Annotated in this window: 13 protein-coding genes; 8 read left to right on the forward strand and 5 right to left on the reverse strand. The window is 54.7% G+C overall.

Annotated elements, in window-relative coordinates:
- Positions 1-31: 31 nt before the first annotated feature.
- Positions 32-820 (forward strand): SDR family NAD(P)-dependent oxidoreductase, encoded by a 789-nt coding sequence (locus tag HBA55_RS12630; protein WP_166991465.1) that lies wholly within the window; start codon positions 32-34, stop codon positions 818-820.
- 1 nt (position 821) lies between these two features.
- Positions 822-1,397: a DNA-J related domain-containing protein gene (locus HBA55_RS12635; protein WP_166991468.1), complete on the forward strand. Its 576-nt coding sequence runs from the start codon at positions 822-824 to the stop codon at positions 1,395-1,397.
- A gap of 462 nt (positions 1,398-1,859) precedes the next feature.
- Here HBA55_RS12635 and HBA55_RS12640 read toward each other — a convergent pair whose 3' ends face one another.
- Together HBA55_RS12640 and HBA55_RS12645 are read right to left on the reverse strand one after the other, a co-directional pair.
- A complete protein-coding gene (locus tag HBA55_RS12640) occupies positions 1,860-2,699 on the reverse strand; it encodes an SDR family NAD(P)-dependent oxidoreductase (protein WP_166991471.1) in 840 nt (279 codons plus the stop codon).
- Between the two features lie 124 nt (positions 2,700-2,823).
- Positions 2,824-5,112 (reverse strand): TonB-dependent receptor, encoded by a 2,289-nt coding sequence (locus HBA55_RS12645; protein WP_166991474.1) that lies wholly within the window; start codon positions 5,110-5,112, stop codon positions 2,824-2,826.
- Positions 5,113-5,581: 469 nt separating this feature from the next.
- Here HBA55_RS12645 and HBA55_RS12650 point away from each other — a divergent pair, with 469 nt between their 5' ends.
- From HBA55_RS12650 to HBA55_RS12675, 6 genes are read left to right on the forward strand one after another with little or no spacing between them, the layout of a single operon-like run.
- A complete protein-coding gene (locus HBA55_RS12650) occupies positions 5,582-7,237 on the forward strand; it encodes an AMP-binding protein (RefSeq protein ID WP_166991477.1) in 1,656 nt (551 codons plus the stop codon).
- A complete protein-coding gene (locus HBA55_RS12655; RefSeq protein WP_166991480.1) occupies positions 7,234-8,418 on the forward strand; it encodes a thiolase family protein in 1,185 nt (394 codons plus the stop codon). Before HBA55_RS12650 ends, HBA55_RS12655 begins: the two co-directional genes overlap by 4 nt.
- The gene (locus tag HBA55_RS12660) at positions 8,415-8,807 is read left to right on the forward strand and encodes a Zn-ribbon domain-containing OB-fold protein (protein WP_166991483.1); all 393 of its coding nucleotides are present in this window, start codon (positions 8,415-8,417) and stop codon (positions 8,805-8,807) included. The genes HBA55_RS12655 and HBA55_RS12660 overlap by 4 nt, the downstream gene beginning before the upstream one ends.
- A 28-nt stretch (positions 8,808-8,835) precedes the next feature.
- Positions 8,836-9,564 (forward strand): SDR family oxidoreductase, encoded by a 729-nt coding sequence (locus tag HBA55_RS12665; RefSeq protein ID WP_166991486.1) that lies wholly within the window; start codon positions 8,836-8,838, stop codon positions 9,562-9,564.
- The gene (locus tag HBA55_RS12670) at positions 9,561-10,928 is read left to right on the forward strand and encodes an aromatic ring-hydroxylating oxygenase subunit alpha (RefSeq protein ID WP_166991489.1); all 1,368 of its coding nucleotides are present in this window, start codon (positions 9,561-9,563) and stop codon (positions 10,926-10,928) included. The genes HBA55_RS12665 and HBA55_RS12670 overlap by 4 nt, the downstream gene beginning before the upstream one ends.
- 2 nt (positions 10,929-10,930) lie before the next feature.
- On the forward strand, positions 10,931-11,437 hold the full coding sequence (locus HBA55_RS12675; protein WP_166991492.1) for an aromatic-ring-hydroxylating dioxygenase subunit beta: 507 nt from the start codon (positions 10,931-10,933) through the stop codon (positions 11,435-11,437).
- Between the two features lie 46 nt (positions 11,438-11,483).
- On the opposite strand, the gene HBA55_RS12680 is transcribed toward HBA55_RS12675, so the two are convergent.
- Genes HBA55_RS12680 through HBA55_RS12690 form a run of 3 tightly spaced genes read right to left on the reverse strand, consistent with a single transcriptional unit; the run spans position 11,484 to position 15,139 of the window.
- Entirely contained in the window at positions 11,484-12,797 is a 1,314-nt protein-coding gene (locus HBA55_RS12680) for a YfiM family lipoprotein (protein ID WP_166991495.1), read from the reverse strand.
- A gap of 26 nt (positions 12,798-12,823) precedes the next feature.
- Positions 12,824-14,338, reverse strand: a complete 1,515-nt coding sequence (locus tag HBA55_RS12685) for a PAS domain-containing sensor histidine kinase (protein ID WP_166991498.1) — start codon at positions 14,336-14,338, stop codon at positions 12,824-12,826.
- Positions 14,339-14,365: 27 nt separating this feature from the next.
- Positions 14,366-15,139 carry an SDR family oxidoreductase gene (locus tag HBA55_RS12690; RefSeq protein ID WP_166991501.1) on the reverse strand — a complete coding sequence of 258 codons (774 nt, stop codon included), beginning with the start codon at positions 15,137-15,139 and terminating at the stop codon, positions 14,366-14,368.
- Positions 15,140-15,351: the final 212 nt, after the last annotated feature.

The following is a 15,351-nucleotide window of genomic DNA, read 5'->3' on the forward strand; positions in this document are numbered from 1 at the left end:
GGCGCTCATAGCAACAACATCAGAGGCACTTATGGATTTGAATCTAGAGGGCAAAACTGCCCTGGTCACGGGCAGCAACCGCGGCACAGGAGAAACCATTGCCCGGGCTCTCGCCGCCGAGGGCGTGCGTGTTGCCGTACACAGCAATGAACAAGGGGCTGCCACGGAGGTTGCCAACGACATACCGGAAGCCGTTGATGTATGGGGTGACCTCACTGCCGATGCCGGTGCCGCGCAGGTGCTTGAACAATGCCAGCATGCCCTGGGGCATGTCGATATTTTGATCAACAACTACGGCACAGCGGCCGCCGGTCTGTGGGAACATTGCAGCAGTGATGACTGGCTCGACATGTACCAGAAGAACGTCTTGTCGGCCACTCGCCTGGTCCAGGGCTTGCTGCCCAGCCTTAAGAGTCGCCATTGGGGTCGAATCATCAACCTGGGCACCATCGGCAGTCACCAACCCAATGACATAATGCCCCACTATTATGCCGCCAAAGGGGCACTGGCAACCATGGGTGTGAGCTTGACCAAAGCTTTGGCAGGCACTGGAATCACCGTCAACACCGTCTCGCCGGGCTTGATCCACACACCCGAACTGGAGGCTGGTTATCGCAAACGGGCCGCGAAAAAGGGCTGGGGAGAGAGCTGGGAAGAGATTCTGACAAGACTGGTTGAGGAGGACTTCCCCAACCCCTGCGGTCGGATCGCCACCCGCCAGGAAGTTGCCGATGCGGTTGTGTTTCTTTGCAGCCCGCGTTCGGACTTTATCAATGGGCAGAATATTCGGATTGATGGCGGCGCGGTAAGGTACGTTTAACGTGGACAACCCGCTGATCACTCCTTTGGCAACCCTGCTGAGCGAGCGCAAAGCTCAGGCCTGGAGCGAACATCAGCTACTGTCGTCGCTGGTGGAACAGGGGCATCTGCAAGAAGATTACGCGTCGGATAATCTCGGCCTGTTCCAGGCTCACTTTCTGACCATGAACGCACTCTACCGACTGCGCCGGCAGTGGCAGCAGAATGGCAGCGGCTGGTTGATCATTTCCCCACTGCTCATTGAGCTCAAGGCACCCTCCAGCTCCGAAGCAGACGAACAACAGTTGCAAGACAGCGACGGGGCGCTGGAAGATTACTATCTGGATTGGCAACATTTTCGCGGTGCCAGTGACGAGTCGGTGGAACAGCTGCTGAATTCATTCTGGACTCGCTTTCTTGCGCAGGATGAAAAACAGCAGGCGCTGCAGCGATTGGATCTGGAAGAGCCTGTTACTTTAGCGGAAATCAAACAGCGATATCGGCAGCGGGTAATGCAGTATCATCCGGATCGAGGGGGTGATGAAAACCAGATTCGGGAATTGAATCGTGCCATGGAGATTTTGAAGCGGTGTTTTTAGATTCGTTAGCCGGGATCAAAAAGGCAGCATAGTGCCACAACCGGTAATTCACAAATGCGCTCTTCGAGCGCAATCGCCCTCAGGGCGGGCTCCTACAAGATACCCCAACCACCCGTAGCAGCGCGCTCCGAGCGCGACCGGTCTTCTCCAGAGTAACGGTTTAAAGCTGCGAAGGTCAGAACGATAAACTTGGTGTACCTCGATCTAAAAGGTGGCTGGGTGTTCGTTGGAGGGGCATTTCAAGCGAACGCCGAAGGAGTCAATGAGACAAGCGTTTTCTGCTTGGCTCATTGGGGACTGAGGGAAGCCTGGAGGGCCGGTAGCGTCCCTCCAACGGACACCCAGCCGCCCGTTGTGGCACAAAATCATCAGCCCCTTTCGTCCTATCCGCAAAGAAAAGACCTGAGAAAGACACCTAATTCCAATATCTCTTTGGGACCATACATTGGCAACTTAGGGCGATCATTGCTTACCCTGATCGGGTGAGACCCACCACTCGGTAGCGGACCAATTCAATACCGCTGCCTGCCGCTCAGACTCCGACATACGATGTATTCGCCCAAGGACCTCAGCAGCAACGTCGTCGCCGGGAACCCGAAACTCCGTATTGGCTCCATCCATCACGGACATAACCGCCTGAACAACATCCTCGACTCGACCGCTGCTATCCCTAAGGCGCGGTTGTCGCAGTGCAAACATTAATGACCCATAGCAGGAAGGCACATCTGACATTATCTCCTGCCGTATTAACCCAGACGGAAAGGAGGACGGCACGACTGCACTTACCTCGATGCCAAAGGGCTGCACCTCCACTCGCAAACTTTCCAGCATTCGCTCCAACGCTGCTTTGCTCGCTGCGTAGCTGCCATCACCAGGCAGGCCAATTTGTGCGGAGAGAGAACTGATGCCGATAATTTTGCCACAAGCCTGCTGCCTGAATATTGGGAGTACCGCCTGGACACAGTTGAGTGCCCCGAAATAATTCACCTCAAACATCTGGCGGTCAGACGCTGCATCACTAGATTCCATCGGTGAAGTCGTGTGGACGCCCGCATTCAGTATCACCGCATGCAATGATGCGTCTTCAGAGATCCTGCCAACAACATCATTGACTTGCCCGGCCTCCGTAACATCCATCCGCAATATCTGCAACTGAGGATGTCCATCCATCGCCAGTAACTCACCCGGGCGATTCAGATCGTGCAGGGTCGCCACCACTCTCTTGCCATCATCCAGGCAACGACGCACAAGGGCAGCCCCCAGCCCGCTACTGCACCCCGTTATTAGCACCGTTCCGTTCATTTTCTATATTCCAAACCGCTCCCGGCGTCCTGCCTCCCGCTGAATACCGTACATCCTGTAAACAAAAAGGCGGGCACCCACTGAGAGTGCCCGCTGACAGGGAGGTACAACAAGAACTGCCTACTCAGTCAAACATATAGGTGAGCTGCATGCCGTATACACGTGGATGGGGCTTAACCTTGATACCCACCAGGCCAAAACCATCGCCGGTACCGGTGTAGTAATCTTCGCCAAAGACATTCTCAACATAAGCACTCAGACGAATACGCTCGCTTTCCAGACCCGCACGGATATTCACCACATTGTAGTCATCAATCTGGTAAGGGAATTTCGGCAGCTCCAACACTCCAGCGGTTGAAGCGACAGCCTCCAAATTGCTGGCCGCTTCGTCGCGGTAGTTCCACTCGCCGCGAATAAAGCCTTCGTATTCGCCCATGGTGAAGGCGTAGTCAAGTGATGCACTCATGGTGAGCTCGGGTGTCATCGGCAAACGTTCGCCCGACAAATCCACCTCGGTGGAATTGCCTTTAATCAGTGCGTTTTCGAAAGAGTCAAACTCAGAATCGAGATAACCCATGCTGAAACTTGCGGTCAGGCTTTCGGTCACTCTCGCAGTAACCTCAAGTTCGGCACCTGAGGCAGACGCCTCAGCTGCGTTCAGGGTTTTCTCCACTGCGGAACTGATATCATTGGGATCGGCCAGGAAATTGGACTGTACCTGCAGATCGGTCCAATCCAGATAGAACAGCGCACCGGCGACACGAACACGTCCACCCGCCAGTTCGGACTTAAAGCCCAACTCGTAGCTGGTAAGTTCTTCCGGATCGAAGTCGGTGATATCGCCACTGCGGGTAAAGTCCACACCACCAGCCTTGTAGCCCTGAGAGACGGAGCCGTAAACATTAAATTCCCGGGTGGGTGCGTACTTCAACACCACCTTGGGCGAGAAGTTGGTAAATGAGCTGTCGCCCTGGCTATCGGGAACCGCGCCTTCAAACGCAACCACATCAAACGAGCGATTGTCGATTTCGTCCCGAGTGTAACGAGCCCCCAAGGTCAGATCCCACTGATCGTTGAGGTGATAGACCGCCTCACCAAATACCGCCTGACTCTCGGTTTCAAACACGCGGTTGTTTTCATTGATTCGAAATCCGCCTGGAATCGGTGGCAACAGTCCGATGACTTCGCCCGTATTGGGATCCGTATATTCGCCGTCATCACCCGCCTGGACGGAGTTAAACTGTTCAATTTCGTCCTTGGCGTAAAACACACCCAGGGTCCAATCAATGGTCTGGTCACCAGTGGATTGAATGCGAAATTCCTGGCTGAAGGAGCTGCCTTCATATTCATTGAAGCGTCTCAGCGTATCAAGACTCATGCCGTCCAGGTCAGCAGAGCGATCGGTCTCACTCTCAACCACACCGGTGATCGACTTAAATTGGAAACCGTCAAAATCGTGGGCAATGCGCAGGTTGACGATGGTAAATTCATTGGTGTTGATCTCTTTGAGATCCCGATTCACCTTGTCATCATTGCTGGAATAAAAGCCGGCCTCATTGATCGCCACAAAACCGGCGCCGAAAATACTCTGGGTGTCCTGATTCAGAACGCCCGTGGGCACGGTAATATCGCCGCCTTCGTCCTCATCGGTATAGGTGAGGGATAAGTCAACGGAAGTCTTATCGGAAGGCAACCAACGAAATGCCACGCGACCGGAATGGTGCTCATAGCCATCCTCGGCTCCGGCAGGATTAACGTTTTCTACAAAGCCATCGGACTCTTCATAGGCGTAAACCGCCCGCATCATAAAGGTTTCGGAAATGGGCAGATTAACAATGGCCTCGCCACCGTAGGTGTCAAAGTTGCTGGCTTTGACAGACGCCTCGGCGTAGAACTCGCTATCAGGCAGCTTGGTGCTGATGTTCAGAGCTCCCCCCAGCGAGTTGCGACCAAAATAGGTGCCCTGGGGGCCACGCAGCACTTCGATCCGTTCCATATCCTGCAGCTGGGGGTTAATAGTGCCATTGGAGACGCTACCCACGTTCAGCTCGTCAATATAAAAGCCAATGGAGTTGGCGGTGCTCACTTCACCCAGGCCAACATTACTGACACCACGGATACTGATGTTGACACTGCGACTGCCGGAGCCGCCGTCATCGCTGAAGCCCACATTTGGGGTTATGGAAAGATAGTCCCGCGCCTCGCTGATATTGCCTTTCTTAAGCGCCTCGGAAGAAAATGCACTTACACTGATAGGCACGTCCTGCAGGGATTGCTCGCGACGCTGGGCGGTCACCACAATTTCTTCCAGGGTAAGGGCCTCATCGGCGATGGTGGCAGGGCCGGAACCCATCGCTATAGCCATCATCGTCAACACCAGGGGGGTTCTGTTGTGTGTCGCTAATTTCACCATGACTGCTCTCTTATTCTTACTCTTCATTTTAGATGAATCACGCTACCGGTCTGATCAGGTCTTCTTATCTTCCTTCAACCTTTCGACTTATCTTTCGATTCGCCCTTTGATTTACCGTTCAGACCGACTCTCAATATCATCATGATCGACGATGGACTCATTTAATCCCATTAATAACATTTCTGTCAACACACCAATCTAACATTTATGGGATTAATTAGTGGTAAAACGTGATTAAAATACTGACTTATAATAGATAGATCCTTTTTGAGATATTTTTAATCCCATTATTAAAATCATGGGAAATGTGATTCATAGCCTCTGACCTATAGGGTTTGCTCAGAAATAGCCGCCCAGCAATATCCATAAAGCTGATATCGGACATACACTTTATTAACTTACAATTTAAATCGGCCTCAACTACAGTATTAAAAAACGCAAAAAACAATAGCCAAGGTCACAACTGATTATGCCGAGTGTCTACGAAGCTTTCCGCGACAGCGTGAGCCTGTGTCCGTCCAACCCGTTTATTCATATTCCAGCCGCTGCCTGTGCTCAGTATCACGACGGCCCCATTGAGCTGACCTACGCCGAAGCCGGAGATCAGGTGGAACAGCTGCAACTTCACTACGGCAGTGCCGGCTACGGCATAGGCCACCGAGTAGGGTTGCTGCTGGAGAATCGGGTGGAGTTCTTTCTGCACTGGATCGCCCTGAACGCCCTCGGCGTAAGTGTAGTACCTGTTAACGGCGAGATGACCGCCGAAGAAAAAGCCTACCTCTTGGGCCACAGTGAGTCTTGTCTGGTGATCACTCTGCCGCACCGACTGCAAGATCTGGAAGCCACCAACCTACTGCTGCCGGAAGCACTGCCACTGGTCCCCATCACTGACCTGACATCTTTACCTGCGGTGACAACGCCAGCCTCCAAAGGTAGGCCGAGTGACGACACCGAGTGCGCCCTGCTATATACCTCCGGCAGTACCGGCAAACCCAAGGGCTGCGTCCTCACCAACGATTACTTTCTTACCAGTGGCCGCTGGTACGCTGAGCTGGGCGGCTTGTGCGCGCTGGAGACGGGCAAAGAGCGGTTGTTGACGCCCCTGCCCGTGGTGCATATGAACGCCATGGCCTGTTCCACCATGGTGATGATTCTGACCGGTGGTTGCATCGTTCAGCTCGACCGTTTTCACCCCAAGAGCTGGTGGAAAACTGTACGCGACAGCGGCGCCACCGTTGTGCACTATCTGGGTGTGATGCCGGCCATCTTATTAAACATGGATGCCGATACCAGCGATACTCAACACGCGATCAAATTCGGCTTTGGTGCGGGCGTGAATCCCACACATCACGCTGCGTTTGAAGATCGCTTTAACTTCCCTCTGATCGAAGCCTGGGCGATGACGGAATCCGGATGCGCCGGCGCCATTATTGCCAACCATGAGCCTCGCCATGTGGGCACTTCCTGCATCGGCAAACCCTCGGCCGCTATCGAGGTAAAACTGGTGGATGAACAGGGCGAAGAAGTCGTTTTTGGCGAACCCGGTGAACTGCTGGTGCGCGCCGCAGGTGATAATCCCCGCAAGGGATTTTTTGTAGAGTATTTAAAGAATCCCGAAGCTACCGCCGAAACCTGGGCCGGAGATTGGTTGCACACCGGCGATGTGGTACGTTTTGGCGAAGATGGCCAGCTGCACTTTGTGGACCGTCGCAAGAATGTGATTCGCCGCAGCGGCGAAAATATTTCGGCACTGGAAGTGGAAGCCGCGTTATCAACACATCCGGCTATCGACCAAGTGGCCGTCGCGCCCGTGCCCGATGAAATTCGTGGCGATGAAGTGACAGCCTGCATTGTATTGGCTGACGGTTTCGCGGCCGACGAGAATACCGCACGCGATATCTACGACCATTGCTTCGAGGCTCTGGTTTACTTTAAAACACCCGGCTATATCGCCTTTGTGGACGCCCTGCCACTGACACCTTCTCAAAAGCCCCAACGCGGTGAACTCAAGACACTGTGTCGAGAATTGGTGCAAGCGCAAAACTGCCTGGACCTTCGCGATTGGAAAAAGCGCAGCTATGTACCCGGTGCTTCGATAACAGCGGCGGAGGCCAAGGCAGGATGAGCCGACCACAACCCTACACAGGCGTCGCCATACTGGCACCGGTGACTGTGCCTTACGCACGCTTTAGTGATCACAGTGCAGCCTGGTTTATCGGCAATGCACTGGCGACTATGCTCCGGCAAACCGGCATCGACAAAAAGGAAGTGGACGGCCTCAGTATTTCCAGCTTTACCCTGGGTTCGGACTCGGCTGTCAGTCTGACAGAACACTTCGGATTGGTGCCTCGTTGGTTGGAGCAGATTCCCTTTGGTGGCTCCTCGGGCGTGGTGAGTTTGCGCCGAGCCGCGCGTGCCATCCAAAACGGCGATGCCGACATGATTGCCTGCATCGGTGGCGACACCTCTCAGACACAGAGCTTTAAAGAGACAGTCGCCAACTTCAGTACCTTTAGCACCGACGCCGTCTATCCCTACGGCTCCCCCGGTCCCAATGGTCCCTTTTCTCTGATCACTCAGCGCTATATGGACACCTACGGCGCCACACGGGAAGATTTCGGCCGTATCGCCGTCTCTCAACGCTATAACGCCAATCACAACCCCAATGCGCTGCTGGGTCACAAAACCCTGACAATGGAGCAATACCTGCAGGCACGGCCCATTGCCGGGCCGGTGCATTTGTTTGACTGTGTGATGCCCTGTGCCGGCGCGGACGGATTTCTCGTCACCAGCGTAGCGCGTGCAGAAGCCCTGGGGCTACCCTATGCCACGCTGTTAGCGGCAGACGAAAGACACAATGCCTTCCACCAAGACCCCGTGCAATTGCGTGGCGGCTGGTCACTGTTTCGCGACGATCTCTACAATTTGGCGGGCGTCGGCCCACAAGATATCGACTGCCTGCAAACCTACGACGACTACCCTGTCATCTGCATGTTGCAAATGGAGGGCCTGGGTTTCTGCGAGCAGGGCAGCGCGCCGGAGTTTGTACGCAACAACTCACTCAGCTTTGACGGCGGTGGATTGCCCCACAACACCAACGGCGGACAACTTTCGGTTGGACAAGCCGGCTGCGGTTACCTCGGTGTGGTGGAAACGATTAAGCAGGTTTTGAACTGCGCTGGTGATCACCAGGTGCCCTCCGCCCGTATCGGCATGGTCAGCGGCTACGGCATGGTCAACTATGATCGCGGCCTTTGCAGTGCCGCCGCAATTGTTCGCGGTGAAAAACAGGGAGGCCTGGCATGAGCCATCCACTACCCCCAAGCCATCGCACCCCACTGGGTTTTCAACTTCGCGATGCACAGACACGAGACCAACTGGTGCTGCAGGTTTGCCAGCAATGCGAAACGGTGCAATACCCGCCGCGCAACGTTTGCGTGAATTGCCTGGACAATGACCTCAACTGGCAGCCCGTAAGCGCGGAAGGCAAAGTCCTGGCCAGTAACCAACTGCACAGCAGCGTAGAAGAATATTACCAAGAAGGCATTCCCTTCGAGTTAGCTTCGGTCAAGCTCAACGCAGGCCCGGTGGTGTTGGCGTGTAACTCTATAGATGCCACAGCAGGCGATCAGGTACGTGTTCTGGGTGAACAAGACGAACACGGCAACCTGCTGCTGCGAGCGTTGAAACCATGAACAAGATAGATAACAGGAGAGAGAACTGATGAGCAAACACACCGCCCTGGTCACCGGAGGCAGCAGTGGCATCGGCCTGGAGATTTGCCGCCAACTGCTGGACAGCGATTACGAGGTGATCAACCTGTCACGCCGTCCAGCGCCGCTGGAACACCCGGCTCTGCACAATTACACCGCCGATCTTTCCGACCTGGAGCAAACCAAAGCCGTGGCGCAAGAGGTTTGCAGCAAGTTTGAAGTGGATACTCTGATTCACAACGCCGGCCTGATTCGCGCAGCACTGATCGAAGATGTCTCCATTGAAGACCTTCACCACTTGACCGATGTACATCTGGGTGCGGATATCCTGTTGACCCAAGCGGTTCTGCCCAATATGAAAGCGAAAGGTTATGGCCGCATCATTAATATGGCCACCCGCGCCCTGCAGGGAATGGAAACCCGCACCTGTTACTCCGCCACTAAAGCGGCCATGGCCGCCATGACGCGCACCTGGGCGCTGGAGATGGGGGGTCACGGCATAACCGTGAACGCCGTAGCTCCCGGCCCGATTGCCGAAACCGAAATGTTCCACAACGTGATCCCGGAAGAAAGCGAAAAAATGAAATCCATGGCGGCAGGCCTGCCGGTCAAACGCCTGGGCAGCCCCGGCGATGTCGCCCGCGCCGTTATGTTTCTCGCCTCACCGGACAACGGATTTATCACCGGCCAGACGCTGTTTGTCTGCGGCGGTGCCAGCCTTGGAGGACTGTCACTATGACCACAGCCACAGAAGCACGCAACAACATCATTGCCCGACAGCAGCAAACACTCGGCCACAGCAACGAAGAACTCACCAGCCTGGTGGAGAAAGACCGCGTTCACCGCGACGTATATCTGGACCCGGAAATCTTCGATCTGGAAATGGAACGCATTTGGGGCCAGGCCTGGGTCTTTGTCGGTCACGACTCGCAGGTGAAAAAGCCAGGCGACTTTATTACCACTACCATCGGCAAGGAACCGGTGGTAATGGTGCGCGACAAGAAAGGCGAAGTTAACGTGGTATACAACCGCTGCGGCCACAAAGGCGCCAAAGTCGTGGGTAAACCCTGTGGCAATGCGCAGATGTTTCGCTGCCCTTACCACGGCTGGACCTTCCAACTGGATGGTACCCTTAACGCTACACCACATAAATGCGGCTATGAAGACACCGCCTTCGACCCCGCTGATCCGCAGTTCAGTATGCAGAAGGTGGCCAGAGTTGAGAATTATCGCGGCTTTGTTTTCGCCAATTTGTCCGAGCAGGGTGACGACTTTGAAACCTTTATGGGCGCTGCGCTGGAAACCATCGACAATATGGCCGACCGCTCGCCGCAAGGCGAGGTGGAAGTGGTCGGTGCCTGCCTGCCCTACTTTCACGACTGCAACTGGAAGATGTTTTTCGAGAATCTGAACGATGCCCAGCACCCCATGGTGTGCCACGGCTCCGTTGGTGTTGCCACCAAGAAGACTGTACGTGAATTGCCCGAAGGCACCCCAGTCCCCAAAGAAGTTGAAATCATTTCGCCCTTCGGCAGCTCCTACGAACTGTTCGACGATATGGGCGTAACCGTGATGGAGAACGGTCATAGTTTTATGGGCGGCAAGCACAGTATCCACTCGTCTTACTCGGAGATTCCCGGCTACATGGAGGCTATGATCGAAAGCCACGGCCAGGAAAAAACCGAGCGGGTTCTGGGCAGCAACCGTCACAACACCGCCATCTACCCGTCGTTTACGATTAAGGATGCGGTACAGATCATTCGTGTGGTGCGTCCAGTATCCGTCGACAAGACTCTGATTCAGACCTGGCACTTCCGCCTTAAGGGTGCACCGGAGCAAATGCTGCATCGGACCATCACCTACTCACGCCTGATCAATTCACCGGCCTCCATGGTCGGCCCTGACGACTGGGATTGCTACGCCCGCATGCAGGAATCCCTGCGCTCCAACAGCGCTGAGTGGGTCGACATGCGCCGCTATATTGGCAGAGAAGAAAGCGCTGATGGCTTGACCCGTGCCAAAGGCACCAGCGACCTGTCCATGCGCAACCAGTACAAAGCATGGACAAACTACATGACTCAAACCAGCGAGCAGGAGGCCTGATCATGAGCACAAACACGGCACAAACCCTGTATACCCAACCGCAGACCAGCGAGCTGGAGCAGTTTCTCTACCACGAGGCCGACCTGCTGGACAATAACGACCTGAAGAGCTGGATGGAACTGTTTACTGAAGACGGCACCTACTGGATGCCCGTCGCCAGGGACCAGGACGATCCCCACGGGCATATTTCCATCCTGTTTGAAAACCGCGCTGTTATGGCCGTGCGCGCCAATAATTTTGGCCATCGGTTGTCGGCTTCCATGGAGTACGATATTCGCACCTCTCATTTGATTGGTAATGTACGGGTGACGGAGTTTGATGAAAATAGCGGCGATTGCACGGTGAAATCGAATTTCCAGGCGGTGCTGTATTATCGTGAACAGACGTTGTTTGCAGGAACCTGTACCCATCAGCTAAAGCGTCAGGGTGAGGGATATAGGATTTTGCAGAAGCGCGTGGATATTTTGAATTGCGACGCGCCGCATCGGTCGATTATGACGTATATCTGATGCGGCTTTTGACCCACAGCACTTGATTGGCCAGAAAGCCTGCGAACTATCCCTGAGCGTCGTCCCGATAGAGCCGTAGTGCAAGCAACTGTTGGTCAATCTGGTCAGTCAAACGGCGATAGGCTTCGCTGTCGATATCACCGTAACGCTGTCGGAACTCGGCTTGGCTCAACCCTTCCGGCAGGCGGTTAATCGGAATCATCAGGTCTGATTCTTGCAGCGGCAGATCGAACCGCGCAAGCAGCTCAGCGGCCTGTTGCGGGTCACGGCTGGCACGCATTGCAAATAGAGTCCCGGCGCGATCCGCGGCCAGATCGGCAAAGCTGAAACCGCTGCCGCCGGCAACACTATCCAGCATCTCCTTGAATTCGCCGATGGCGTAGCTGGAACCGGCGTCGCCCAGCACCTGTATTGCGGCGGAATAAACAAAGTGCAGGCGCAGATCAATCCGTCCACGCAGCAGTGTGCGGTGGTGAGGAGGATTCTGTCGCTGTTGCTCATTCAATACCGGCCCAGTCAGTTGCTCGAAATGGTGGCTACCCAGATAGAGCGACAGTGCCAGAATCGCCGAGCGAGCGTGCAGGTGTTGCTCTCCCTCGGCAGCCTGCTGTTGTACATTGAGCATCAACGGGGCCAGGAAATAGCTCAACGACACCCATTCATGCGGCTCCAAAGCCTGGCCTTCTCGCAACAGCTGATCGTAGTAATGAGCGATGCGAATCGAATCCAGCCCGGAGTTGTCGTCGAAGCTGCGCAGCCGCTCCAGCAGTCGGCTGAGTTGCTGTCGAGGATCTGAGGGCGGTTGAATCAACAGCTGCAGTTGATCCTCTTGCGCCTGTTGCAATCGAACCAGATCCAGCAGTAGCTGCCCCTGCTGTTGACCAAACACCCGCTCCACCAGCGACGGCAGCAACCGGCGGGTCCAGCTGTCGGGCAGCGTTATACTGCCCAACTGCACGTTAGTCAGCTGCAGTTGCTGTGGCGATACTGGCAGATGCAGCTGCAGTGACAGATAACGTCCGAATATGTTGTCGGGAAGCTCAATGCTGGCTCTGATCCAGAGTCCATCAGTGGTCGGGTTAAAGTGGCTGTGGATCGGGTAGGCGCGAGCCAGCAGGCTATTGAGGCTCTGCAGCTCGGCATAGCTGATATCAAGTCGGTCCGGTTGTTGGCGCTGCATCAGCCTTAGGGTGCGCTTGACCAGCTGCTTGGCGTGGTAAACCTGCTGAGGGTTGGCAGTTAACGGCGGATCCACCAGCGGCTGGTCATCGATAAGATGACTTAGCACCCACACCAGCCCGAATACGCCGAGTAACGCCAGCACTCCGAGACCTAGCGATAACCTTAGCAGCAGTTTCAATCTGACACCCCCAAATCTTAAATACACTAAGTCTGCGCATCAATGGCGGGCAAGGTAATGCTCAAGCAACTATAGCTAACCCCATCCGAGTCCACTTCAATAACCCCGCCGTGGGTCTCGATAATCGTCCGGGAAATGGATAGCCCCATTCCCAGGCCTTCCTCTTTTGACGTCACATAAGGCTCAAACAGTTTTTCCGTCATGTGCTCGTCAATACCGGCACCATAGTCAGTTATCCTGATCTGCAGCTCTGCATTTCGAACCTGAGTGGTGAGTCGAACTATTTTGTTCTCCCGTTGCACTTCCTTATAGGCGTCCATGGCATTGCGCAGGAGATTGACCAATACCTGTTCGATCTGAATTCGATCAGCGTCAATCGCCGGTTCGGAGTCACAGAGTTCAAATTCAATCTCGACACCTTCCGCCGAGATATCATGTTTCATAAATTCCACCACGTCGCGACAGACCGGATTGATTTCAAAGATCTGGCGTTGGTAAGGCGTCTTTTTAATTAATGCGCGCAGGCGCTTAACGATGCTTGCAGCACGGTCCGCCTGGCGGGCGATATTGCTGAGCACCGGCATCAGCTGCTCCACGGCCGTTATTTTCCCCAGCTCGATCTGACGCATGGCGCCGCGCGCGTAATTCAAGGTGGTAGCCAGCGGCTGATTGATTTCGTGGGCGATGCCTGAAGCCATCTCCCCCATGGTCATCAGGCGCGAGGCATGGGCAATTTCTGCCTGGTGTTGTTGAGCCTCACGTTCGGCCAACAGGCGATCGGTCACATCACGAATCATCAGCGTGTAGTAGTCGTCACTCTCGGTATAGCTGCGCTGGGGATGAACCAGCACTTCCTGCAGTTCCATGCGGCGACCGGCAAAGCGGGGAGAGTTGAGCACAATATTGCCTCGCCAATGACCTTTTTGGCGGGCCAGCTGGCAGGCCAGGGTTTTAACCCGCTGAGTGCTTTCTCTGTTGATCAGATCAGCAAAGCCATTAACCTCCGAACTGTCCTTTAATCCGAAGCCTTCCAGAGCAGAGCCGTTCATGTAGGTGACGTGAAATTCGCGATCACAGAACACCACCAGGTCGGTGGAGACCTGCAGCACATCCGCCAATCTTCGAGAGGCCATCTCTGCCTGAACCTGGGCGGTGATATCGCGGGTAACCGTGATAATCTCTTTCAGTTCACCGCTATCCTCATCGCGTATGGAGCGGTGCGTGCTCTCCACCCAAAAATAACCGCCGCTCTTGTGACGATGGCGATAGCGAAACGTGCGAACCCCGTGGCGATGGATAGCCGGAATCAGCTTTTGCTTCATGGCCTCGGCATCTTCAGGGTAGAAAAAGTCGTAGGCGGGTTTGCCCAGGACTTCTTCCGGTGTGTAACCGAAGCAATCTTTTACCGCTGGATTAACCGCTGTATAAACCCAGTCGCCCGGGCGATGTGTGCTGATCATCTCACCGGACTGCTCCACCAGAAAGCGGTAACGTTCGGCTCCAAAATTCAGGTCACTGGCATCCTTGGGCTCGGCGGTCATGGCGGGCTAATCCATTGTCACCGGGCCTCAGATCCTGAGGCCGGCATCGATTTCAAAGGTGCGGCCGGAGACATAGTCATTCTCCAGAATAAAGCTGACGGTGCGAGCGATATGCTCGGGCTGCCCCAAACGTTTGAGGGGGATTTGCCGGGTCATCATCTCCAGGGCTTCCGGCTTCATGGCGGCGACCATTTCCGTCTCCATATAACCGGGGGCGATGGAGGCGCTGCGGATGCCGTAACGAGCCAGCTCCTTGGCCCAGGTAACGCTCATGGCCTCCACCCCGGCCTTGGCAGCTGAATAGTTGGTCTGGCCAATATTGCCTGCTTTGCTGATGCTGGCAATATTAATGATGGCGCCCTCGCAGCCCAGCTCAATCATCTTGGTAGCCGCTTCGCGACCACATAGGAACACACCGGTCAGGTTCACATCCATCACCGATTGCCATTGTTGCAGGCTCATGCGCTTTTCCACCACCCCCTTGCTTGCTTTGATCAGCAGGGCGTCGCGGGTAATACCAGCATTGTTGACCAGACCGTGCAGCGCACCAAAGTCACGGCTGATGGCAGCAAACACCGCTTCCACTTCGTTTTCGCTGGCTACATTACCGGTATAGCAGCGGATCTCCGGTGAGTGATCGCCCACTTCTTGCTGGCAGGCTTTGGCTGCAACCTCGAGCTTTTCTGCGTCCAGATCAATCAACGCCAGTTGCGCCCCCTGTGCAGCCAGATATCTGGCAGTTGCCAATCCCAGCCCCTGAGCACCACCGGTGATCGCGATCACTTTACCTTGAATGTTCATTGTCGAATGACCTTTGTTAGGGTTAATCATTATGTGTAAGGGTCTTCGATCTTCCGTAATCAAACTCCGATGCCACCAAGTTTAATCCAGCAACCTATTGAAAAATAACACTTATTCAGAATTTCACGTATTAGTAATACACGCTTTGGCATCTGGAATCGCACCATTCTATAGAAATTCAACGCTTGATCAAACAATTACCTTTCCTGTAC

Source organism: Pseudomaricurvus alkylphenolicus, assembly GCF_011683955.1.
GTDB classification, from domain to species: Bacteria; Pseudomonadota; Gammaproteobacteria; order Pseudomonadales; family Cellvibrionaceae; genus Pseudomaricurvus; species Pseudomaricurvus alkylphenolicus.

What these genes read in the sequence shown, in the direction of transcription:
- HBA55_RS12630 (WP_166991465.1), top strand. Translation starts at nt 32, where the DNA reads ATGGATTTGAATCTAGAGGGCAAAACTGCCCTGGTCACGGGCAGCAAC.
- HBA55_RS12640 (WP_166991471.1), bottom strand. Translation starts at nt 2,699, where the DNA reads ATGAACGGAACGGTGCTAATAACGGGGTGCAGTAGCGGGCTGGGGGCT.
- HBA55_RS12645 (WP_166991474.1), bottom strand. Translation starts at nt 5,112, where the DNA reads ATGGTGAAATTAGCGACACACAACAGAACCCCCCTGGTGTTGACGATG.
- HBA55_RS12650 (WP_166991477.1), top strand. Translation starts at nt 5,582, where the DNA reads ATGCCGAGTGTCTACGAAGCTTTCCGCGACAGCGTGAGCCTGTGTCCG.
- HBA55_RS12655 (WP_166991480.1), top strand. Translation starts at nt 7,234, where the DNA reads ATGAGCCGACCACAACCCTACACAGGCGTCGCCATACTGGCACCGGTG.
- HBA55_RS12660 (WP_166991483.1), top strand. Translation starts at nt 8,415, where the DNA reads ATGAGCCATCCACTACCCCCAAGCCATCGCACCCCACTGGGTTTTCAA.
- HBA55_RS12665 (WP_166991486.1), top strand. Translation starts at nt 8,836, where the DNA reads ATGAGCAAACACACCGCCCTGGTCACCGGAGGCAGCAGTGGCATCGGC.
- HBA55_RS12670 (WP_166991489.1), top strand. Translation starts at nt 9,561, where the DNA reads ATGACCACAGCCACAGAAGCACGCAACAACATCATTGCCCGACAGCAG.
- HBA55_RS12675 (WP_166991492.1), top strand. Translation starts at nt 10,931, where the DNA reads ATGAGCACAAACACGGCACAAACCCTGTATACCCAACCGCAGACCAGC.
- HBA55_RS12685 (WP_166991498.1), bottom strand. Translation starts at nt 14,338, where the DNA reads ATGACCGCCGAGCCCAAGGATGCCAGTGACCTGAATTTTGGAGCCGAA.
- HBA55_RS12690 (WP_166991501.1), bottom strand. Translation starts at nt 15,139, where the DNA reads ATGAACATTCAAGGTAAAGTGATCGCGATCACCGGTGGTGCTCAGGGG.